General features: G+C 34.5%; 12 protein-coding genes. 1 reads left to right on the forward strand and 11 read right to left on the reverse strand.

The window, feature by feature from the left end; all coding sequences use genetic code 11:
- Window positions 1-63 precede the first annotated feature (63 nt).
- From QL232_RS16900 to QL232_RS16915, 4 genes are all read right to left on the reverse strand, one after another.
- Window positions 64-825: a PKD domain-containing protein gene (locus QL232_RS16900; RefSeq protein ID WP_281615031.1), complete on the reverse strand. Its 762-nt coding sequence runs from the start codon at window positions 823-825 to the stop codon at window positions 64-66.
- A gap of 114 nt (window positions 826-939) precedes the next feature.
- Window positions 940-2307, reverse strand: coding sequence for a RagB/SusD family nutrient uptake outer membrane protein (locus tag QL232_RS16905; RefSeq protein WP_281615032.1), 1368 nt, complete (start codon window positions 2305-2307; stop codon window positions 940-942).
- A gap of 7 nt (window positions 2308-2314) precedes the next feature.
- Window positions 2315-5416 (reverse strand): TonB-dependent receptor, encoded by a 3102-nt coding sequence (locus QL232_RS16910; protein ID WP_281615033.1) that lies wholly within the window; start codon window positions 5414-5416, stop codon window positions 2315-2317.
- 325 nt (window positions 5417-5741) lie between these two features.
- A complete protein-coding gene (locus tag QL232_RS16915; protein ID WP_168885028.1) occupies window positions 5742-6449 on the reverse strand; it encodes a FadR/GntR family transcriptional regulator in 708 nt (235 codons plus the stop codon).
- 1563 nt (window positions 6450-8012) lie between these two features.
- Here QL232_RS16915 and QL232_RS16920 point away from each other — a divergent pair.
- Window positions 8013-11651 (forward strand): S8 family serine peptidase, encoded by a 3639-nt coding sequence (locus tag QL232_RS16920; RefSeq protein ID WP_281615034.1) that lies wholly within the window; start codon window positions 8013-8015, stop codon window positions 11649-11651.
- 141 nt (window positions 11652-11792) lie between these two features.
- Here the strand turns inward: QL232_RS16920 and QL232_RS16925 are convergent, their stop codons facing one another.
- From QL232_RS16925 to QL232_RS16955, 7 genes are all read right to left on the reverse strand, one after another.
- A complete protein-coding gene (locus tag QL232_RS16925; RefSeq protein WP_281615035.1) occupies window positions 11793-12368 on the reverse strand; it encodes a hypothetical protein in 576 nt (191 codons plus the stop codon).
- 13 nt (window positions 12369-12381) lie between these two features.
- Window positions 12382-13338, reverse strand: coding sequence for a hypothetical protein (locus QL232_RS16930; RefSeq protein ID WP_281615036.1), 957 nt, complete (start codon window positions 13336-13338; stop codon window positions 12382-12384).
- A 220-nt stretch (window positions 13339-13558) separates the two neighbouring features.
- Window positions 13559-19705: a leucine-rich repeat protein gene (locus tag QL232_RS16935; RefSeq protein ID WP_281615037.1), complete on the reverse strand. Its 6147-nt coding sequence runs from the start codon at window positions 19703-19705 to the stop codon at window positions 13559-13561.
- 114 nt (window positions 19706-19819) lie between these two features.
- The gene (locus QL232_RS16940) at window positions 19820-21217 is read right to left on the reverse strand and encodes a sulfatase-like hydrolase/transferase (RefSeq protein ID WP_281615038.1); all 1398 of its coding nucleotides are present in this window, start codon (window positions 21215-21217) and stop codon (window positions 19820-19822) included.
- The gene (locus QL232_RS16945; RefSeq protein WP_281615039.1) at window positions 21218-21901 is read right to left on the reverse strand and encodes a bifunctional 4-hydroxy-2-oxoglutarate aldolase/2-dehydro-3-deoxy-phosphogluconate aldolase; all 684 of its coding nucleotides are present in this window, start codon (window positions 21899-21901) and stop codon (window positions 21218-21220) included.
- Entirely contained in the window at window positions 21901-22899 is a 999-nt protein-coding gene (locus QL232_RS16950) for a sugar kinase (RefSeq protein ID WP_281615040.1), read from the reverse strand. Before QL232_RS16950 ends, QL232_RS16945 begins: the two co-directional genes overlap by 1 nt.
- Window positions 22900-22918: 19 nt before the next feature.
- A complete protein-coding gene (locus QL232_RS16955; protein ID WP_281615041.1) occupies window positions 22919-25132 on the reverse strand; it encodes a T9SS type A sorting domain-containing protein in 2214 nt (737 codons plus the stop codon).
- Window positions 25133-25161 lie beyond the last annotated feature (29 nt).

Below are 25161 nucleotides of genomic sequence, written 5' to 3' on the forward strand. Positions count from 1 at the left end.
GAATAAGTTGTTTGTTTGTCAGTTTGTCTAAGACACCCGACCAAAAGCCGGGTGTAATTAGTGTTAGTCTACTTTTTTGATTTCTACAAGATCATATCTTGTTTCAACATCACCGAAGTTCATGCTGAAACGCAATTGAGTAGTATTACTAGCTGTTTCGATCACATAGCTTGTATATACATATTCTGATGAATTTTCTGTTAGAGGAAGCGACTCGTCCACAAACGTAATTCCGTTGTCTGGATCCTCCATTAATAATTCACCTGCACTTGTTCCACCTGCCTTACTTACATAATGGAAACTTACATTGTATGTAACACCTCCAGTTACTTTGATAGTCTGATCTAAATACTGACCATCATTACCTATTTTCGCTCCAGTGTCCTGATCTGGAGGAGTTGGTGACCCTGATCCTGAGAAACTGCCCCACACACTGCGGTCGTCACACTCAAAACTGTTACATTGAAATTCAGGTACAAACTCATCTACAATTGCTACTGTGATCGTTGTATCTGAAGATAAATCATTGCCATCTTTTACTTTAAGCACCACATCATATTCGCCTTCTCCTGGGAACATATGTACTGGATCTTTTTCATCGGATGTACCTCCGTCGCCAAAATTCCATTCGAAAATACCCGCAGAGATAGATGTATTTGTAAATGCTACTTCTCTATAATCTTCTTGAGTAGCTTTATAAGAAAAGTCTGCAGATGGTGGTGTTAAATCTGGAATAGAACCCACACCTGGTAATTCTTCTGTACAAGCAAACAAGGTCATACTTAGTGCACTTGCCATTCCAATATATTTCAAAAATGATTTCATGTCTTTATTGTTGTCGATTGAAAGAAAAGTTTAATAGTTGGAGTAGGCATGGAAGATAATCTTACCCGTGCATCAAATAAACTTAAGTTCCAATGCACTACTCCATCAGGTAAATTAGTACCCAGGGTTTTGTGTCAACAAGCCATAGCTTGTATCAATTTCTCTCTGAGGGATTGGTAATAAAAGCTTCGTAGCGTTGAATGTAAACCCATTCTCTTCTGCAAAATCTCCCATTACGTTTTCTGCCTCACCAAATCGAACTAAATCGAATAATCTATGATTTTCAAAGGCTAATTCAACTCTTCTTTCTGCTAATAAAGCATCTTTAGTTAGTGTCTCTCCAACAGCTAAAGTTGATAAACCTACTCTTGCTCTAATCATGTTGTAAGCATTCACAGCATCTGCATTTGTTGTCGATGACTCTCCTGCAAGAATTGCTTCAGCATACATTAAGTAAACATCAGCCATTCTTAAAACGATCCAGTCATTACCACATAATCTGTTATCAGCAGATGATGTTAAGAACTTACCATTTTCTTGCTGATCTTCAGGATTATAAAGAACAGCCATTCTTTCTGTATCCGTTGGATCTACATTGGCTTTAAAATCAGCCGTCACATAGTTAAGACCACTACTTCTACCCAATTTTGTAAACTCATAAGAGAAGTCTTGTGATTCTACAGCATTGTCATTAATAAACTGAATAGCAAAGATAATCTCTGTGTTTAACTCGCTATAGAAAACATCTGAGTAGTTCTCTACTAAAGCATAGTCACCGCTGTTCATTACTGTTTCTAACAACGTTTTTGCACCAGCATAATCTCCAGTAGTTAATTTTACTTTTGCTAAGAGTGCTTGTGCTGCACCTTTAGTCGCTCTACCTTCGTTAGTGTCTCCTCTGCTTGGTAATACTTCGATAGCGTCCATCAAATCTTGTTCAATTTGTTGGTAAACAGTATTTGTAGCAGTTTTTGTTGTTGCTTCCTCTTCACCTGGAACAATTACTCTTGTTACCAAAGGAACTTCACCGTATGCTCTTGTCAAATTGAAGTACATCAATGCTCTCGCAAATTTAGCTTCACTTTCGAATTGTGCCTTTGTAGCTTCTTCAGTGACAACATCCAAAGATGCTATTACTTTGTTCGCTCTGAATACAACATTGTATAAATCTGTCCAATATTCAGATAATGTACCATTTGTCGGCGATACATCCATCTTCTCGAACTGTGCCCATTCCCCTTCACTGTTTTTTGTCTTTGTATTATCAGACCTCATTTCAGTTAGAGCAAATTCTCTTTGAACTGTATTTTGTAATCCATCATAGATAGCAAATACAGCAGCTTCTACTTCATCAGTGTTGGTGTAAAAACCGTTATCACCGATGGCTGAAACTGGTTTTAAATCCAATTGACTCTCGCAGGCAGTAAATGTCCATGCTCCAAAAACTATTGCTGCGACCTTTAATATATTTTTTGTTTTCATGTTGTTCCTAGAATGAAAGATTTAAACCTGCTGAGAATGTTCTGTGAATTGGTGCTGCACCTCTTTGATAACCATAAGTTAATGGTGAATCTAATCCTTGGTTGATACCTTCTGGGTTGTAACCTCTGTAGTCTTTACCCATAATGTAGATCAAGTTTTGTGCAGCTACATATACTCTCAATGAGTTAATTCCTACCTTTTTCAATGGCTCAGTTGGTAAAGTATAACCAACATTTAAGTTTCTTAATGTGATATAAGAAGCATCCATTACGATATCGTCAGTAAAAATTCTTTGTTGAACTTTATCTGCGTCTTGGAAGAAGTTTGGATCTTCCTCGTCTGTGATATAATCTTGGTTCGAGCTAAACTGATTGTTTACATACTGAGGATCCATGTTTCTTACTTTCGCACCATGAGAACCTTGGAACATAAAGCTTAAATCGAAGCTCTTGTAGTTGATTGTGTTGTTTACTGACCAGATAAGTTTTGGATAAGGTGAACCTAAAATCGTTCTATCATCTGGATCAATAATACCATCACCATTTAAGTCTTTCACATATACATCTTGAGACTGACCATTGATTGGGTAGAATGGATTCTTGATATTCTCTAAAGGAATTTCTTTCTCCACTACATAACCATAGAATGATGATACAGGGTGGCCTTCTTTTGCAATCCACTCTGCCGGACGCTTAGGATCAACTGTTGAAATTAATCCATCTGCACCTGCCATGCTGATCAGCTTATTTTCGTTTAATGAAAGGTTAGCTGTTGTTTGCCATTTGAATCCTCCTGAAACTACGTTTGTTGTACGTACTTCCACTTCAACACCTCTGTTTTCTACCTCACCTAAGTTGACAATTGCATCGCTAAATCCTGTTGCTGAAGGAATCGGTCTATTCAATAATAGATCTTGGCTATTTCTCTTGTAGAAATCTACACTAAATCCGAAACGATCTTGTAAGAATCCTACATCAATACCTGGGTTAAATTCAACCGATTTTTCCCATCTTAATTGAGGGTTCGATAATGTCGATTGGTTAAATCCAGAGTAGATGTTTCCATCAAAAACAGCACCTACAGGTTCTACAAGACCAATTGCAGGATATCTACCGATGATTCTATCTTCACCATCATTACCAGTAACACCATAACTTGCTCTTACTTTCAAGTTACTGATTACTTTGCTGTCTTTTAAGAAGTTTTCTTGGTTGATTCTCCAACCCACTGAAGCTGCTGGGAATACACCAAATTTATTGTCTTCACCAAACTTAGAACTACCGTCTGTTCTGAAACTTACTGATACTAAATACTTATCAGCATATGCATAATTCACACGACCTAAATAAGATACTAATGACTTTTGGTTAGCATATGTTTCAGCACCCGTAACGTTCGTTGTTGGGATCGTTTTGATATAATCGAAGTTATAACCGTTGGCCTCTACCTCACTGTAGTTGTTATCCCAGAATTCAAAAGCGAAACCTGCTACAGCATTTAATGAGTGCTTCGTTCCAAATCTCTTATCGTAAGTTAACGTTTGCTCTGTTACAATATGGAATTGGTTACTTCTAGAATCGAAAGCTGAAGTACCACTCTCTGCGTTTCTACTTGCTTTTACACCTGTGTAACGTTGGTTTCTAGTATTTTTATAATCACCACCTACAGATGAACGGAAGTTTAAACCTTCAGCAATTTTGTATTTCAAATATAAGTTCGTGAATAATTTAGTTTGATACTTTCTGTACTCACGCTCTAAGATTTTAGAAATTGGAGATACATTTGATGTAGTACTGATATCCGTTCCACCAGTTTCGATTGGCATCCCGTTGTCTAAATCATAGTCATCAAACATTCTTTCCATTGCATAATCGCCCACTTTTGCATCTGCCCATCTACCTTCTTCTCTTAAACGGTTCACATATTTGATACTGTTTTCGTCTAAGTATTCAGGTAACCAAGGTGATTGTCTAATTGCATCATGAAGACCAATTGGGAAACGACGTTGGTTACTGTATGAAGGGTTTAAGTTCATACCGAATGATAAACGGTCATTTACTTTAGTATCTACTTTTAATCTGAAGTTGATTCTCTCATAGCTATCTGTAAGAAGAACACCTTCATCTTTTAAATAGTTACCTGAAGCTGAATACTTTGTTTTCTCAGAACCACCTCTTGCTGATAATGAGTGAGATTGAATTGTTCCTCCATCCATTACTACATCATCCCAAGCTGTTTCTGTACCTAACTGTTGAATATATTTCATTCTGTCTGTTAGTTCTCCTTCATTGTTTTCAGTAACAAATGAAGTCCACTCACCAACTGTTTTCAATACATCATTCTTAGGTACTGACTTAATTCCGAAGTAACCGTTATAGTTAAACTTCGCTTTTCCTTCTTTACCCGATTTGTTCGTAATAAGGATTACACCATTCGAACCTCTTGAACCATAGATCGCTGCAGATGAAGCATCTTTTAATACTTCGATTGACTCAACATCGTTCATATCCAAACTTGCTAAGTAATCCTGATCTACTACGATTCCGTCTACTACAATAAGTGGATTAGGGAATGAAGTAATTGAACCTACACCACGTACTCGGATAGTTGGAGCCTCACCAGCTGCAGGGTTAGTCATTTGAATGTTAACACCTGAAACTTGTCCCGCTAAAGCATCATCTACCCTAGCTAAAGGAATTTGATCTAAGTTATCGTTAGATACTTTTGATACGGCACCAGTTAAATGTGATTTTTGAACTGCACCATAACCTACCACTACAATTTCGTCTAATTGGCTTGCTTCTTCAAGTAAAGAAATATTTAGTTCCGTAGCATTATTTACTGAAACCTCTTGAGTTTTACAGCCAATAAAAGAGAAAACTAAAACGTCAGTGGGTTTTACCATTAATGAGAAATTTCCGTCAAAATCAGAAATTGTCCCTTTACTTCTTTCTGCATCTTTAATAACAATCGATACACCCGGTAATGGAAAATTATCCTGGTTTACGACCTTACCCTTTACCATATGGGTTTCTTGTGCATATGCATTTGGAATGCACAGAAAGAGTAATAGTGTGAAAGTTGATAGTAATAATTTTATGTTGTTCATTTTATTTCATAAAGAGAGAGCAATAGTACCTTTTCACTTTTGGATAACAAGATGATATATACATTCATGTTGTAGTACTAAAGCTTATTTAATAATAAAAAAATAGAATAGTATGCAGGCGTTAGTAGGAGCTGTGTTTGTGATTGCTCATTTCATCTGTTATATTTGACCTACTAAGGTTTTCTGTTTAGCGGATGATTTTGCCGATGACCCTGCTTAAGAAATCCTGCATGGATTAACAGCTTGTTAATCCATTTTTTGTTTATAAAGACCTTACTTCATAGGCATACTTGGTGTTTACTCAGTTATACATCAGTTTTAGTACCTAAAAAATATCTGTTTTCAAGATACCTCTCAAGTGATTATACATTGCCTGTTCTGCCTTTTCGGGATTACGGTTTGAGATGTGCTCCAAAATTTCATAGTGATCTTCTACGGCCTTATTGGGTTTATCTCCTGAACAGACATCATTTTCTTTAAAGAACGTGATAATATCTGGTGCGACGATTAGCATTAGTGATTTCAGAACTGTGTTCTTGCTCGCCTCTGCTATTTTCATATGAAACATTAAATCATGTTCTACAGTATCTCTACCATGTTTTAGAGCCTCCTCATATGCTGATAAAGCACTTGATATGGATACTATATCTTTTTCGTCTCTTCTTAATGCTGCAAACCTTGCGGTATTTCTTTCAAGTACAACTCTTGTTTCTACTAATGCAGTAAAATCATTCCCCTCTAAATCCAACACATCTGTGATTAAACCTTCTAATGCTGTAATTCCAAACCCTGCTACTACTGTTCCACTCTGAGGAAGTGTTTTTAAAATGCCATAAAATTCTAATTTTCTTATTGCATCTCGTACATGTGTTCTACCAATACCAAATAGATCGGAAAGCTTTCTCTCTGATGGAAGTTTATCCCCTGCTTTTAACTGCCCCGTAGAAATTAAAGCTTTTACCTGTTTGATAATCTTATCAACTGGTTTCTCAATTTCTATTTTTCTAAAAGTATTAAATACCGTTTGTTCCATTTTGTGCTCGCCTATTAATTGGTAGACCAATTTACAAACATTTAAACTTCACTTCCAAAACTTATATCAATTTTTACAGTAAAAATCTTTTTTTCAACTCAAAAAACTTGATAGAGAGTAGATTTAAAAAAGATTGATTCAAGAGTGTTCAATGTTCGTGTTGCTACCTTATATCCTTAATAATAATTCATTATTTCAATTTTATTCGCCAATTTGAATAACGCCCGGCTGGGTTACCATAAACTGGTTGACCAATTTTACGAGGATTAAATTTTAAATGCAAACTTTGTTATAATAAAATAGTGTCTCAACAACACTTTTTTCTCTTTTTCTTAGAATAAGTCAATATTTACACTTTAAATAGTACTATTTTTAATATTTATCACTAAAATTTTATTAAAAAATTAAAATTGAAATTCAGTACAAAAATTAGAAAAACAACTCCCTTATTCGCTTAAATATTTAATTGGTTTACCATTTACCATCAAATTATTATCCATTGGTTACCATTTTTACTTATTCACCCATTAATATTTTTGTAGCCCTTATTAATTGGAAGAAGATGACTCATTAATTCTTATCAAATTTCTTAATGCTTACTTTTTACTATCGAAACTTTAGAGCTTGAAAAAGCTCGTTTACACATCAAAACCCTATCTGTATATTTATTCTAATAATTGGTTGACCATTTATTCATCCTTCTAATATTAAAAAAAAGTGCCCTACCTGTTTTACTAAAGTTGTGATATATCTTAAATGATCGATTGTATATTTTTTTATTGTTTATGATTAATCAAAACAAGTAAAAACAAATACCAATAACAGTCTAAAATTTGTAACAAAATGAAGGAATAGTTACTTACCATTTATTAATATGAAACATTGTTACTTTATTAATTTAACCTAGTATAATTGTATTAGAAATTCAGCGTAGGAAATATATATAGATTCTTTACCCTCTTTTCTTATGTTGTCTAAAGGATAGTATTGTTAAATAATTGAATAGAATTAGACAATTATGTAATCTAATTACTAGAAACGTAGTGAAGTACATTTATCTTTTATCTAGTACAAGGTAGCTTAAGTCTTAACTCCATTCAACATGAATAACATTTACTTTTATTGATAAAAAATATTGTTTGTAGTGCAACAACATTTTAATCACATCAGTATATATAAGTGAAGTTAGATGAATGCGCTTAGTAGATAAGTGAAAAAAATTGAGAGAGTTAAGTTCTTAAAACACCTCATTGGTATTGCCAGTGAGGTGTTTTCTTTTTTATAAACATCACACTCTATATCCTACCACTTTCAAAAAAACTGTATTAGGCATTAACGATATCGTTTGATATTCATCATATGGTATTAGTAGTAGATTTTCATTAAAAAGTCCCCTAGTAACGACTTGTAACTTCCCATTGTAACAGATTGTAACTTTAGAAATTGCCAAAAGTCAACTTTTTTTTAGTTATTGGAAGATCATCTACATACTCTTGCTAAATAAAATTTCATATTGTCGACATTAAAGAAGAGACGACAAACTATTTTTTGCTATTTATACTAATGAAAATACTTAACGCATTTTTTACTATACTACTCCTATTGTTTGCTTTAAATTGTACTGCTCAATATGCCACTAATGTTAAAGCTAAAACAGATAAGGAAAAGGTTACTTTAATTGCTAAACTTAAAAAAACAACAGATGCTGAAGTTGTTCAGAATTCTGTAGTGTTAAGCAATCCCATACAACATGGCAACCAGAGAACTTTTAAAGGTAAGTTACTTCGTCATAAATCATCCGCTCAAGGAAAGAAGGCCGAATTGGTGGTGCTTGAATTTGATAATGATGAAAATATTCAAGATAAGATTATGGACTTGTATGCATCAGGTCTGTATGAATTTATTGAAGAAGATCAACAAGGAGAAATTCTAGGTGAGGTAATTCCCAACGATCCTGGGTATTCTAATCAATGGTCTCTATCTAATGATGGCTCAATTAATAATAGTGTAGCAGGTATTGATATCAACATGCCTGAAGCATGGAGTATTACTAAAGGTAGTGGAACCATTACTGTAGCCACTTTAGACACCGGTCTTAAGCTAGATCACCCCGAATTTGATGGCCGATTATGGGTCAACGAAGATGAAATTCCCTACAATGGTATTGATGATGATAACAATGGGTTTATCGACGATATCTATGGCTATAATATGATTAACGTCGGTCACCAAGGAGATGCTGGAGATGCAGACCCAACAGACGACCACCGACATGGAACACATGTAACTAGTATCATTGGAGCCAATGGTAATAATAACAATATGATGGCAGGAGTTGACTGGAATTGTAAATTGATGACGCTTAAAGTACTTAACTCATCAGGTTCTGGTTGGTATTCTGATTGGATTCAAGCGATTTATTACGCAGTAGATAATGGTGCAGATGTCATTAATATGTCTTTAGGTGGTACAGGTTACTCTGCAGCTATGCAAGATGCGGTAGATTATGCAGTAGAAAATAACGTTATCATTGTTGCTTCTATGGGCAACTCCAACAATAGCACCACTTCCTACCCTGCCGGACTAAATAATGTTGTATCAGTAGGTGCTCTATCTTATGATGGAACAAGAGCAAGTCCTTTCTTGTGGGGAGGCGGTAGTAGTTATGGTAATCATATTGATATCTCAGCTCCGGGTAATGGAATAGTTGGTCTATCTCATACTTCGAATACCAGTTATGTTACCATGTCGGGTACTTCTCAAGCAGCACCAATAATTGCTGGAATCATTGCGTTAATGAAGGGTTTGGGAGATCCTGATTTCTCACTTTCCAAGGCACTCTATTATCTAGAAAAAAATGCTGTAGATGAGATTGGTAGAAGTAATGAGGATAGAGAAGGACATGATGCATTTCATGGTGCAGGTATGGCCGATGCTTATGCGACATTACTTGATTATTATAATGATATCAATAGTGCATCTTCTTGTGAAACAGCCACAACGTTAGATAATACTGGCTCGTTTACTATCAATCATATTGAAAGTAATGGAGACGCTTGGTATCAATATACAGCCACACAAGATGGTTTACTCAGAGTATCAACTTGTGGGTTAAATAATCAACTCGCTGTTGAAACTGCTTTTGAAGTGTATAAAAATAGCTGTGATGCTTTAGTCAATACTACTGAACAAAACTGTAGTTCTACTAAAAGTGAAGTTTTTATTGAAGCAGAAACAAATGATACCTTCTACATTAAGTTTATTAATGTAGAGAATAATTATGATGAATACACAGCACTAGTAGACGAATTAGACTTCACAGAAGGTTATTCATGTGATCAACCAATTGTTGGTATTGAAGGCGAAAATGCAGTTGATTTTTCAGCTTCTGAAGCACAATGGTATTCTTACACTTTCACAAAATATGGTGAGGTCACTGTTTCTTCATGTGATAATAATGTTGATACTGACCTTAATCTATATACAAGCTGCGAGGCTACCCCAGAAAATTATGATGACACCTGCGGATCTGCCTCTACATTCACACATTCAGGTGAACCGGGTGATGTCATCTTTTTCCAATGGGCCAATACATATGGTGGAGGAAACCACAACTTTGATATCTCTTTTGAAGAAATTATCACTTGTGATCAATTCGAAATTACAGCATTAACCTCAGCAGGGGTTTATATGGCAGACAATACTGAAGATACAGATTACTTCTCATATACTGCAGAAAGATCGGGTGAACTATTTATCAGTACTGCAGGTCATGCCGAAGGGATAGACACTTACATTGTTCTTGATAATGATTGTGATCCTAATGATGGAGCAATCAATTCATCAGACAATGACATGGGACTTCAATCAATTATTACAACAACAGTTACTGAAGGAGAAACCTATTATCTGAGATTTTTGAACGATAACAATAGCGAGAGCTATAACTTTGAGATAGGTTTTACAGATGATGCTGGCTTAAGTTGTGAATCTCTTGCTGAATTGACTTTGGATACTCAGGAATTGATCGTTTCCAACAATGCAAAGTTCTATGAATTTACCATTCCAAGTGATGGAGAACTTACGATAATTTCAGATACTGATATCTACATTGATGTATATTCTGAAAATAATTGTGATACAAATGAATATGGAGACTTAGGTTTTTACAATCCTGAAAGCTCTTCTTCTGATCAGGTTGAGCTAAACATAGATGGATTAACCGAAGGGCAAAAAGTATATGTAGTTATTACAGCTGATACAGATTATAAATTCAATATTGAAGCTACTTTTGATAGTGATTACTCGTACATTTCTGTATCCCTTCCTTTTGCAACAACATTGACAATTGATGGTAGTATTAATGAAGTGTTGGAGCAGAATACATCTTTTGAACTTCAAGTACTGAAAGGTAGTAGTATTACTATTACTCCATCACAAGATGATATGCCAGAGGGACATCAATTTACTTTTGAACAAAAGACATATAATAATTTACAGTACGATTATACATTAGCATTTAGAACAGAAGAGATTTTCTATCAAGTCGTTTTATATGACGAGATGACGTTTAATAAGTCAACTTATTATACGGTATCCAACCCTCTAGAAATTAATGAAACAACCATCGAAGGGTATACATTCGACGGTTGGTATACAGATGCTGATTTTACTACTTCCTTTGATATAGATAATCATCAACTGGGTGATTTATCTTTGTATGCCAAATGGAGTCTAACAGAATACTTGATCACCTACCATAATGGTTATGATCATGACAATCCTAATTCATTTACATTCCAAGAAGAGATCTACTTTGAAGATGCAGAAAGGGATGATTATACTTTTATGGGATGGTATAGTGATGAACAACTTTTGACTCCTATTGAAAGCATCGCAACTGGAACTACAGAAAATATAAACGTCTATGCAAAGTGGGAAGAAGCAACATCTGATGATAATGATATCATTAGTAGTATCGCTCCTACAGAGCAAATAGCATTTTATCCGAATCCTTCTAACCAATTCATTTCATTTACTAACAGCATTGATCATCTCGTTATTTACAACATGTCAGGACAACAAGTTTGTGAATTTTCAAGAGGTAATACTTTTGATATCTCGCAACTTCAAGTTGGTCTTTACATGGTCTACGTTTACGTAGATGATCAACCATCAATTGTTAAGTTGATAAAACAATAATTGATTAAAGTGGTGTTCTCTTGAGCATCACTTTTTATTTTGCAATTTATTAGTTGCAAGTTGCGACTTATGTTTATAATAAAAAACTGATCTTATTTTTTAAGATCAGTTCCTCATATAAAAATTATAGGTACAATGTAATTAATGTGTCCACATCGGAATAGTATTTCCTTTGTCATCTATTTTATAACCTTGAAATCTTCTATTAGTAATTAAATCACTAATAAACAGGTCTGTATCTTTCAACTTTATTTTTGTTTCCTTTATTTCCTGATAAGAAAAAACAGGACCATATACTTCTAAGCCCGTTTGAGAATATTCTGGAGCAATAATAAATTGAATATAAATTGGCTCAATTGTCTTGTCCAGCATCTTATTTGAATCATCGTACAGTAAGATGTAATCCTGATTAAAAAGATAAGCCATATCGTTTATCTCAGCATAAGGATCACAAATAGATTTTTGAGGGTTAGAATTGACATTCCCCCATCCTCTAAGTTGATACGACAAACTTCTAAAAGAAGTAGGCTTTGTTTTATTTAAGGGTAAGAATGCTTGAATATTTTTGGCCTTTAACTCTCCTAATAGCGTCTCTGCCAAAGATTTATAACATTCATTCCCTTTGAAAGTAGTATTGATATGTACTTCTTCCAAAGACTCCTGAGCAAACAATGAGAAAGAAAATATTATTTGAAATACTAATAATAAATACTTCATAATATTTTGGGTTTTATATTGATGAAAGACTTTGATCTAGGGTATTTTTATCTAACGAAATTGTTGAATATTTGAACTTTAATACATTTACTTTTTCCTTATCCAATTTTAAAGTTTCTTCTAAAGATACTTCACCCATTGTCGCCTGTGTATCATTTTTCTTCTTAAAAGTAAAAATCGTCACATTCGATAAGTCGGTATCTATTAACGCAAACTCTTGAACACTTCCTTGGTCGTTTACATCATAATATACAACCGTATTTAGATCCTGATAATGAACATATACTTTGTTAATTTCCTTATCCTCAACTTGTAATTGATAAGCAACTAGTTTCTCATTATCCACAAGGTAGTCGTAATTATAAAGTCCATTGGTAGTGATATTCATGGTCTTGTATAACCAATTATTCACTGCCGTATATTCAGTACTCCAACCATCGAAATCCATATCATCAGATCCCCAATCATCATCAGTAGTGTCTAAGTTTGGAGATAGTGCTCCCCAATCGTCATTAAGAGATTCTTCAGACGCATAATCCAAGATATCCTGTTCCAACTTGTTCCATGAATTCGATGTTTGATTAAAAGCATAACCATTAAACTTGTCTATACCATCTGATATATACGACACTTCAACGGGCTTAATATATTTCACTTTCTGATTTTTGTAAGATATTTCAATATCATACATACCTCCAGAAACATAAATCCCTTGGTCATCTTTCATAGGAATACCTCCTTCAAGCATATCAAAGTAATTAGCATAGAGTTTTACTCTAACATCTAACTCTCCTTTTATTGCACCTTCTTCTATTGCAAAGGCATTTTGAGGTATATGTAATAATAAGCTATCACTAAAGAAGCTTAAAGTGCCACAAGTATTATTATCCCATTGCTGAGATTGAGTTGATTGGGCAAATGAAGTAATTGATACTAAAAGCGTTAAAATTATTAATCGTAATGTTTTCATTGTCAGTGAAATTGTGGGTACACTAAACAAGAATCCAAAAACCCGACCAAATTTATCAATAGTTCAAAATACTCTGAATATTCATTCAATATTACTGAAAATTTATACTCCGATAATATTTAAATAATCTATGAAAAAAAGCGAGAAGGTAAGTGATATACTACCTTCTCGCTTTTTGATATTTCTTTGTATTAACTAATTGTTTATAAAATACTTAATGTTAGTTGACCACTAACTTCTTTGAAAAGACCATATCTCCCAATTTGACATACACCATGTAAACCCCAGTGGCCAAATCAGAAATATCATAGAAATCATTACCTGTAAACTCTTTCAATTTCAATCCCTGATAGGAGTAAATAGACACTTTATCAGCATGAATATTTAAAGAGAAATAGTTAGAGCTGGGGTTAGGATATAAATGAATATCTTGCGATATAAGTCCAGTGAGATCATTAATAATAGGGTTGATCTTGGCATAAAATACTAAATCACCATAAGTCCCTTTCATTACTTTGTCTACCTTATTCTGATACCCGGGGTCTGTATACCAACCATCAAATTCTCCTTCAATATTCTCCGGTATAGTTAGTGTAAACGTTTCCGATTCAATCGAATATGTGGTTACACCATTATAATTATCTACACCTTCGTAGGATATAGTATACTCAATCAATGACCATTTGGCATAGAGTGTTATATCTCCTAAACTGCCTGTAGGGATTGACGTCAGCTTATCTGTATAATTTTGGTCCACAAACCAACCCTCAAATTGATACCCATTTTTCGATGGATCCGACAGACTAATCGTAGGTGAATTAATAGTGTAGCTGTTTACACCCAAATAAGTATCGACATTTTGATATGTAATGAGATATTCAACTTCTTCCCACTTTGCATACAAATTAAGATCACCTGTAGAACCTTGTACAACTTCAGCTATGGCATTATTATATCCTTGATCCAAGTACCAACCAACGAAACTATAACCATCTCTAATTGGTGCTTCTAATTGGAATGTTTCTGTTGTATGACTATAACCACCTACACCATTAAAGTTATCAACGTCATGATAGTAAATACTATAATCTTGAAGTTTCCATTTTGCATACAAACTAAGGTTTCCAGTACTGCCTTTAGATATCTCTGTGATTTCGGACGTCAAAGATTCGTCCAAATACCATCCTTCAAAAGTGTACCCTTCCCTATATGCTTTTGTTAGTAAGTATGTATCTGACAACACCGTATAACTAGACAATCCATTATAGTTATCAATATTATTATAGATAATTGTATACTCCACAATCTCCCATTTTGAATACAAATCCAAGTCTCCTGTACTCCCTTTGGTAATCGTTGCTATCTTAGAGGTATAACTTTCATCTAAATACCAACCTTCAAAGGTGTAGCCTAGCTTTTCTGGGTGTTTTAATTGATAATCTTCTGATTCAATGGTGTAGACCTTCGGAAGGTCTGTGTCATCCACTCCATGATAATGAATAGTATACTCTTCAATATCCCATTTCGCATACAAGTCAATATTACCTAGTGTTCCTGTCTCAATTACTGAAATTGAAGTAGTGTAAGCATCATCAATAAACCAACCTATAAATGAATAACCTTCCTTAGAAGGATCTGATAATAGATAATTGTCTGACAATATTGTGTAAATGGATAACCCATCATAATCCTCCACATTATTGTAAGAAATGCTATACTCTATTACCTTCCATTTCGGGTATAAATCCAAGTCTCCTGTACTCCCTTTGGTAATCGTTTCTATCTTAGAGGTATAACTTTCATCAAGGTACCAGCCTTCAAAAGTATATCCTGGTTTAGTAGGTGTTATCAATGAATACTCATCGGTCTCTACTGTATATGTTTCAGAATCAGTGCTTCCATCATGATAATGAATAGAATACTCTATTAGTTCCCATTTTGAGTGTAATGCTATATCACCTGTAGAACCGCTAGGTATTTCAGTAATAGCTGTAGTAAACGATGGATCGGTATACCATCCATTAAACTCATATCCTTTTTTTGAAAGAGAAGTAGGTAAAACTATTACTTCTGAGTCTCTAAAAAATATTTCAGAATCTACTTCTTCCTCTCCATCCAAAAATGTGAGCTTATATTCCTTCTCCCATTTCGAATAGATGTTGATCTCCCCCATTGACCCTTCAGAAATTCCATGTATTTCATGTTGAAGATCTTCATCAGAAAACCAACCTCGGAAACCATATCCTTCCTTCTTAGGTGTTGAAAATGAAAAATCATCTAGAATAGTATAAGATGTTTTTCCATAATAATTTTCCACCCCATTAACTTGAATAGAATAGTCTATTGGTGTTTTTCTAATATGAAGATATTTTTTACCAGTAGTCCCTTTCTCAATTTTTGTAATCTCATGATTGAAGTAATAATCAGTATGCCAAGTTCCAAATGTATATCCTGCTTCTTGCTCTGGTAATTCTAGTTCAAAATCATCTTCTACGGTATAAGTCGTCTTCCAATGATGATTTTCAAACTTTTTAGTCCCTCCGTATCCATAACCAGTGATGACATATTTATACTCTATTTCATAATCGATAGTATTCTTGTGTATATAGTAAAACTCATCTTCCCCAGTTACTCGAATAGACGTAACCTGTTCATCATTTTTATCTAACCAATATTGTTCTTCGTACCCTAATTCATCATCACAGACAGTTAAACTGAATATATTATAACCTAGAGTTTCTACCTCTTGTGGAATGAAAATGGAATCAAGGCAATTATACATAAAAGCATAACTTTCTATCTGTTTAACACTTCTCGGAATTTCTACGTATTCCAAACTATTGTACTTAAAAGCTTCTTCTCCAATAAATGCTAAACTTTGAGGCAACTTGACAGAATCAATTCTGTTTCTGCCAAATGCATCACTCTCGATTGTTGTTAATGAAGATGGGAAAATCACTTCGCTTAATTCATTTTGATAGAAAGCATATTCCCCAATTGTTTCAATATTCTCGGGTATCTCTAATGAATCAATTTTATTACTACTGAAAGTATAATTCTTAATGGTGGTCAGTCCCGTTTTAGGAAACTGTACTTTTGTAATTTCATTACGTCTAAAAGCTTTCTCTCCAAGAAAGTCCAAGTGACTTGGTAATATGACTTCTTCAATATTATTCCAAGAAAAAGCATCATCACCGATATATTCAATATTCTCATGAAAAGGAATATTTTTCAGTTCATTTTGTTGAAAAGCATAGTTTCCAATATAAGTGACACTCTCTGGAATATTAGTTTTCTCAATTTCATTTGACTCAAAAGCTTGATGACCAATTTTTGTGATATAAGGGGGAAGGTTCACCTCTGTCAATTGGTTCTCCAAGAAAATTCCATCGGCAATCACTGTAATAGTTTCGGGTAGTTCGGTAGACTGTATCGAATTCCACGCAAATGCAAATTGTCCAATATTTTGGATCGAAGTAGGAAAAATCACTTCTCTAATCTTATTCGATCTAAATGCTCCATCAGCAATTAATTCTAGACCATTTGGTAAATTTATATTAGCAAGTGAATTTCCAGTAAACGCTTCTTCCCCAATAGATTTTATGCCCTTTGGTAGTATCAATGACGATATTTGGTTACTCGCAAAGGCCCTTTTATTGATATATTGAATATTGGATGGTAGAACCACAGATGTTAGTTTATTTTGATCGAAGATACCCTCTGGTACTGTCTCCATCGTTTCAGGTAGTACTATTTCGGTTATAGTATTATTTGCGAAAACGTAGGTACCTAGATCATTAAGGATATCATTGATATGAACTTCTGTGATTTCATTATACATAAAAGCTTTATCACCTACTTTAGCTAATTGTGATGGCAAAACTACATGCACAATATCGTTTACATAGAAAGATTGGATACCGATTTCTATAAGACTTTCTGGAAGATCAACTGTTACCAGCTTATTACGTTCAAAGGCATGATCTTCTATCTTTAAAAGACTTTCGGGTAATTCTAAATATTCTAGTTGATTAGAATAAAAGGCATGTTTTCCAATACTTTCTACTCCCTCAGGTATACTTACAGATGTTAAAGAATGATAGTAAAAAGAGTGGTCTCCAATGTGTTTTATTTCTACACCATCCAAAATTGGTGGAATAATCACAGTACCTCCATCCTCATAAGAACAACTTACTAAAACTCCATCTTCATTTACAACAACATCTTTATCCTGAAGAGCATAGGCTTCTAACCATTTAGGAAAAACTTCTATGTTTTCAGCCATTCCTTGCTGAATTTTAGTGATTTGTTGCGTTAAACTTTCATCTAAAAACCAACCATTAAAGATAAATCCTTTTCGTGTAGGTATTTGTAATTTCTGACCAACTGATGCAACAGTATAAATTTCTGTCTCTAGGTCTGGGTAATGGTAAGTAATCGTATATTCATTGATACTCCATTTTGCATATATATTTTGATCATTGATAAAGTCTGTAGGATCTACTTCATTGATCAGTTCATCACTGTTATACCAACCATTAAACTCGTACCCCGTTTTCTCTAGAGTCTGCAAAATAATATCATCTCCCACAACGTATTCTAAAGCGTCTACCTCCTCACCAAAACTATAAAGTGTGATGGTTACCTTAGGAATATATTGACCATAGATATCAATATCTTGAAAAGGATCATTAGGAAGGGTAGTAATTAGTTCGGTAAAATTAGCATCAGTATACCACCCCCTAAATTCATGATTTTCTATAGCAATAGGTTCGATAGAAAATTGATCTTCAGCTGAAAACAACTGTTCATTAATCTTCTCTTCACCGAAATAATAGTTCAGCGTATAGAACTTTTCAAATTTAGCATAAAGGTCAATTTCACCGACCATACCTTTCTCAATAGATGCTATCGGATAGTTGAACTCAGCATCTGAATACCAACCTACGAAAGTTAAAGTCGGGTGATCAGGTTCAAGGAGAGACATTCCTAAAGCAGGATCATATACTGTCTCACCATTGTAGTTTTCAACATTATGGTAAGTGATAGTATTTTCTGGATACGTCATCTCTCTCCAAAAAAATTGATCTTCATCAGAAATAGATACCGTTTCTAATGGTGCATCATTTTTATCGAACCAATTATCATTTCCATTGTAGTAATAATCAAAAGAGTTAAACTCAATATATTTCATGCCTTTAGGAAAACTGATATATGACAATTCTCTATTTAACCCGAATGCATTCTTATAGATATATTCCAATCCTTGAGGGAGTTCTACTCGTCTAAGGTTATTTTCTGAAAAAGCATTGTTTCTTAATGTTTTGAGAAACTTAGGAAGCTTTAGACTAGTAATTTGATTCCCTGAAAAAGCATAATATTGAATAGATTCTAAAGAATCTGGTAATTCTAAGTACCTTAAATCATTGACACAAAAAGCATGATGTCCTATTGATTTTAGTGTAGAAGGGAATTGGATATCTTTTAGATTTGAACCAAAAAAGCAGTTTTCTCCAATAGATACTACTCCCTCAGGAAACTGAACTGATTCAATATCCAAGTGATCGAAAACACTGCTCCCTATCTTAGTTATTTTCTTTCCATCTAATACTGAAGGTATAATTATATGTTTACCTTCAACATGAGTACAACCTATTAAAACTCCGTCTCGATCTAGATATACATCATCATCTTTAAGGGTATACTTCCCTGTAATGTACTTGGAATTGATGGTTTTTCCTCGAAGATTATTTACTGTAAGATCTATTCTTTTCTCCGGAGCATCTTCAGTATACCACCCTTCTAAAGAATGGATATCATTTTGTTGTTGCTGATTGTATAAGAAAGTAGGATCAATCTTCTCAATAGCCAAAGGAAAGCTGATGCTTTCTATTTTATTGTGTTGAAATGAAAAGCCGTTGATAGTTACTAAACCTTCATTAAAAGTCACAGATTCTATATGATTATCTGCAAAAGCATAAGCCCCAATCTCCTCAAAAGCATCATTAAAAAGGATATTGGTCAATTGATTATTCCTAAATGCAGAAGAACCAATATTTTGTAATTTTTCATTTAGATCTAGATGCGAAATTTTATTCCCCTCGAAAGCTTCATCTCGAATGGAAATCACATTTAGAGGTAAATGAACTTTGGTAATTCCTAGTTCTTTAAACGACTTACTCCCAATACTGGTAATCGTCATCCCATCTAATTGATCAGGAATAATGATTTCGCCTCCATCCATATAAGAACAATATACAATTGCTCCATGCTCGTTCACTATAACATCATCATCCGTTAAGGTATACTGAGCTTGGGACACAGAGAAACTAAGGATAAATAGAAAGGTAAGAATTAGTCTACACATTAGTTTGTTAATTAAAAAATAAGAGCTTTAAGTTTATGTCACTAAAGTATATAAGTTTAATGAAATACAAAAATTGGTTGAGTATTTTTAGGTATATCAGTCAAAATTAGGTGGTTAGTTGGTCTTTGCTTTCTTATATTTATCTATCCTTTCCATTGCTGCTTTTTCATATTTTCGTTGTAGTTGCCATCTAGGTCTGGATAGGGTGGTTTCCCAATTAAAAAGCATTTGATACATCTCTTTTACCTTTTCAGGATAAATAGCAGCTAGATTATTCGTTTCTCCAATATCTTTTGATAAATCATATAACTCGGCAGGTCGATCTGGAAATCTGAGAAATTTCCAATTTCCTGATCGAACGGCTCCTCTATTTTCTTTCTTCCAGTAAAGTTCTTTATGAGGTATCTCAGAGTTTGCGTTTTGTAAATAGGGTAAAAGATTTACACCATCTATTGTTTCTAAAATTTTATCCTCTCCACCGCCTAAAGCAAAACAGGTGGGTAAAATATCTAAAGTACTTATTGGTTGTTGATATATATCTTGACTTGATCCATTTGGTAATTTCATCAGAAAAGGAACTCGAATTCCACCTTCATAATGGCTTGCTTTTGTACCACTTAGCGGAGAATTATCAGAAGAGTTGGCATCTGTTGGACCACCATTATCATTGGTGTAAATGATTACTGTATTCTTCTCAATACCTAATTTCTTTAGGTGATCAAAAATTTTCTGAAACCCTCTATCCATCCCATAAGTCATTGCCGCCAATTTCTTTCTATTACCCTCAAGAGTAGGAAACTGAGCTAAATCTTCCTTTTTCGCATCCATTGGTGTATGCACTGCATTAAAGGATAAGAAAAGAAAAAAAGGAGTATCTAAATTATCGTCTATAAACTGTATGGTTTCTTCTGTAAAAGCATCTGTGAGATATTGGTCAGGTTCTTCAAAATTTCGGAACCCCCTTTCCATGTAATCCTCTTCTCTTGAATTCTTATTTTCCTCTGAAAAAGGCCAATAACTTCTAGCACCTCCTCTAAAACCATAGAAAAAATCAAACCCTCTTTTTAATGGATGGAATACATCATCATTTCCCATATGCCACTTACCGATAATCCCAGTTGTATAACCCAAAGACTGCATGTAGTTACCAATGGTTCTTTCTTCCAATGGCAATCCCATCTGATCATCCTCGATACAATAATTTTGCATATAGCCCGGAACATTGTTTTCTTCAAAACCAAAGCGTTGCTGATATCTACCAGTTAACAAAGCAGCTCTTGAAGGTCCACATACTGCTCCGGCTACATATGCTTGGGGGAAAGAAACACTTTCTTTTGCTAGTTGATCCAATGCAGGAGTACACATGACCCGACTCCCTTGGAATCCAAAATCAGCATACCCTGCATCATCAGATAATATAAGAATGATATTCGGTGTAGTATGCTGTGCATTGATTTCTACACCAGAAAAAGAAAAAAGTAGTAATAATATTTTTAGTCTCTTCAATACCATTTAAACAGCACTTAATTCATTCGTTAAATCATCAACATAACCTCTTAATTCGATGACCTTTTCTTTAATACTTTTCAAATCAAAGTTGCCATCTGCATCCTTGATAAACAATTGAGCTCCAATTCCTACACAATAAGCTCCTGCATTGAACCATTCCTGCAGGTTCTCAAATGTAGTTTTTACTCCTCCTGTAGGCATAATGTTTGTCCAAGGTTGAGGTGCTTTTACTGCCTTAATAAAACTTGGACCACCCACTTGTGTAGCTGGAAATACTTTTACCACTTCTGCACCCAATTCTTCCGCAAATGAAATTTCAGATACAGAACCACACCCTGGGCACCAAGCCACTTTTCTACGGTTACATAGCTTTGCCATATCTTCATTCACCACTGGTGAAACAATAAAATCAGCACCCATTTGAATATATAGTGCAGTTGTAGGTGCATCAACCAAAGAACCAATACCTAAAGCTAATTCAGGTAAAAATTGATTTCTATATTCGATTAAATGTCTAAAGATCTCATGAGCATTATCTCCTCTGTTAGTAAACTCAAATACTCTCACTCCTCCTTCGTAACAGGCTTTTAATACATTGATACTTACTTCAACATCTTGATGATAAAACACAGGAACAATGCCTGTCTGCTTCATCTTTAAAGCTACTTCGATTCTTGAAAATTTCATTATCTAACTATTTTTCCTGTTCCGTTTGTTTTCATAAAATGATAGACTTCTTCTTTAGAGCATACATTCTGATCGCCTTCAATTGTGTGTTTTATAGCTGATGCTGCTACTGCAAAGTCTATCGTTTCTTGGTGATTCTTCAGGTTTCTAAGACCATAGATCAAAGCAGCCATAAATGAGTCACCACCACCTACTCGGTCTACAATATGTGTAATATCATACTTTTGACTTCTGTACACCTTTTCACCATCATACAATGCACCACTCCAAGTATTATGACTTGCAGATACTACTCCCCTAGAGGTGAACACTACAATTTTACAATTGGGGTATTGTGCCATAATCTTATCCCCTTCAACTTTAAAAAGGTAATCATCTATATCTCCTGCCAATACATCAACATCTGGATGAGTCCCAGACATTACATGATTAAACTGCATGAGTTCGGGCATTACTTCATCAGCAGTTTTTCCCCACTTCCAAAGATTCCCTCTAAAGTTATAATCCATTGATATGGTTAAGCCTTTCGCTTGGGCAAACTCTAACCCTTCTAGAAGAGCATCTGTTGCTCCTTCTGAAATTGCTGGAGTAATTCCAGACCAATGAAACCAATCGGATCCTTCATATACCTTTTCCCAATTGATCATTCCTCTTCGAAGTGTAGCTGTAGATGAAAACTGACGATCATAAACAACCTTACTTGCTCGTCCATTGGAACCATTTTCATAGAAATAAAGTCCCATTCTATCCCCTCCTAATAAAACATCTTGGGTAGATACTCCGTAACTATTTAAGTGTCGTAATGCACTCACCGTCATGTCATTGTCAGGTACTCTCGTTACATAAGAAACTTGATCACCAAACTGTGCTAATGAAACGGCAACATTTGCTTCAGCTCCACCAAAATCTATGTTCAGTTGTTTTGCTTGCTGTAAACGCTGATAACCAGGTGATGAAAGTCGGATTAATAATTCCCCAAAGCTGACAATCTTCTTCATAATATTTTCTGAAAATAGTTTATTCAATGATCAATTTCTTATTGATAAATTGATCTCCAAATTGAAGTCTTACAATATAAATACCTGATTTCAAATCAACTGTAGAAATCGAAAATTGTGAGGCTGATACCACTTCATTTTTAATCACTCTACCGTTAATATCTAAAAGAGTAAATGTATTTGGTAGTTGTTGATTGTTTACCAATATGTTCACTTCCTTACCATTACTTGGGTTAGGATATAGCTTGATTTCATCAGCTAATTTAATATCATTAACAGATGTAGGAGGCGTAGTATCGAATGTTCTCGTCACTTCTTGACTAAAATTGTACACTCTCATGTTTACACTACTGATATGTCCTCCACTTTCAGGAAACTGTATTGATATAGAGTTATTTACCTCAAGTAATTCATATGGTACAGGTATCTCTACTACACCAAAAAATGAGTCTCTTTGCTCTTGTAAATCACCTCTAATGTTGGTTGGAACGACAACGTTAGTACCATTAACTTTTACTGTAGGCTGCTTTGATAAAGCATGTGATCTACCCATACCAATTCTCAAGACTGCTTCACCATACTCATCTACCTCAAGGCCCGAAATTTTAAAAGATTGTTCAGTGCCATCAATTGGTTGATAATAAACATCTGAAAAATACTTGGTCTCTCCTGCTGTTTCTTCAATTGCAATATCTTCAGCAAAAGTATAAGTTAAAATCATAGTAGATTCAGCTTGCAATGTCACTTGTTCTGTATCTTCCGAAAGTACTTCTTCTTTTAAGAATGCACCATTATTGATACCATATAAATGTTTACTTTGAATGCTTTCAATTGTATTATCTCCCTGCCCTAAAATACTTAGTTCAATAGTCTCTGCATTTTGATTTAGGTTACTTAAAATCAAATGCAACTGATTTCCATCTACAAAGGCATTAGTTTGTATATCTACGTTTTGAGATAAATTTTCAACTCGTGTTCCTTTTACGTCCTTCCAAAGATCATAAAAGAGAATCAAATCTGTATACACCCAATCTCCAGTTAAGCTATTGGGCTCATCTTCCTGTCTTAGAAGTCTCCAATTGTAAGGCACTCCATCTACAGTACCCCATGTTGCTTTTAAAACAATAAAAGGAAGTGCTTTAGCGATATTATCTGCTCTATCCATAAAAGTAAGCATCATAGAGTTGGTTGATTTTAAATAATACCAATCTCTTTCTGACGACCATTGATCCTGAAGCATTGAGTGTACTTGTGCTCCATATTCTGAAACCAAAGTAGGTTTTACTTCACCAAACTTATCAAAACTAGCATGGTCCATCATATCTAGTGTAGCTTCCAGATTACTTCCTTTTCTCATTCTTCTTTCTCCGCGGAAAGTCGGCCAATCATAAAGGTGGATAGACCAGAAATCCATGTTTTCACCACAAGTATCCATAAACTTGTTCCATCGTTTTTCCCAACGTTGGAAGTTATCATATTCGAAGTTAGGAAAGGCTGTCGTAAAACCACCCACTTTCATATCGGGATTGACCTTCTTTACTTCTTTTGCTACAGTATTATGGTACTTGAAAATTTGTTCAATGCCTTCATCCGTTTCACCACAATCCTCACAGCCAAACATTTCATAAATAGGCTCATTGATTACCTCAAAATAGGCTGGTCTTTTTTCGGAACCTTGCTCATAATATTCTTTGATAAAATGTGCGCAATATTCTCCGGAAGCAGTACCAAAAGGCTCCTCATCAGTATCAGCTTGTGAAAATGACCACCCTTTACTTGTTTCCTTACCATCAGGCCAAAACGGATGAAATTGAGTAGCTAGGATATGAGAATTATTTCTCTCACCATAACTATTAAAATCTGTTCGATTAATGTAGTTTTCTCTATGTTTTTCTCCTTCTTCTTTCAATTGGTCTAAATCCACAAAACCGGGTCTTTGTGGATCTTCATTTAGAACACCGTTGATATTCCAAGTGATTTCTCCAGTATTTCTACCAAAGTAAACATCCTTTTGGTTCATAAGGTCATCCTTAATATTGGATGGGTCTGTGCTTCCATATTGTGTCCAATCATTTTCTCTGATCCCTGCATGTACAGTAATAAATTTCTCTCTTTCGAAAGTAGACACATCACCTACTGTATGCTTCATGTTAATGTTTACATCCACTCCAATATTCTGTGCAAACAATGGCACATTAATGAAGAGAATAGAAACCAATACTAGATATTTCATTTCGTAATTTACTTGTTAGTATAATTGAT

Source organism: Flammeovirga sp. SubArs3 (assembly GCF_947387565.1).
GTDB lineage: Bacteria > Bacteroidota > Bacteroidia > Cytophagales > Flammeovirgaceae > Flammeovirga > Flammeovirga agarivorans.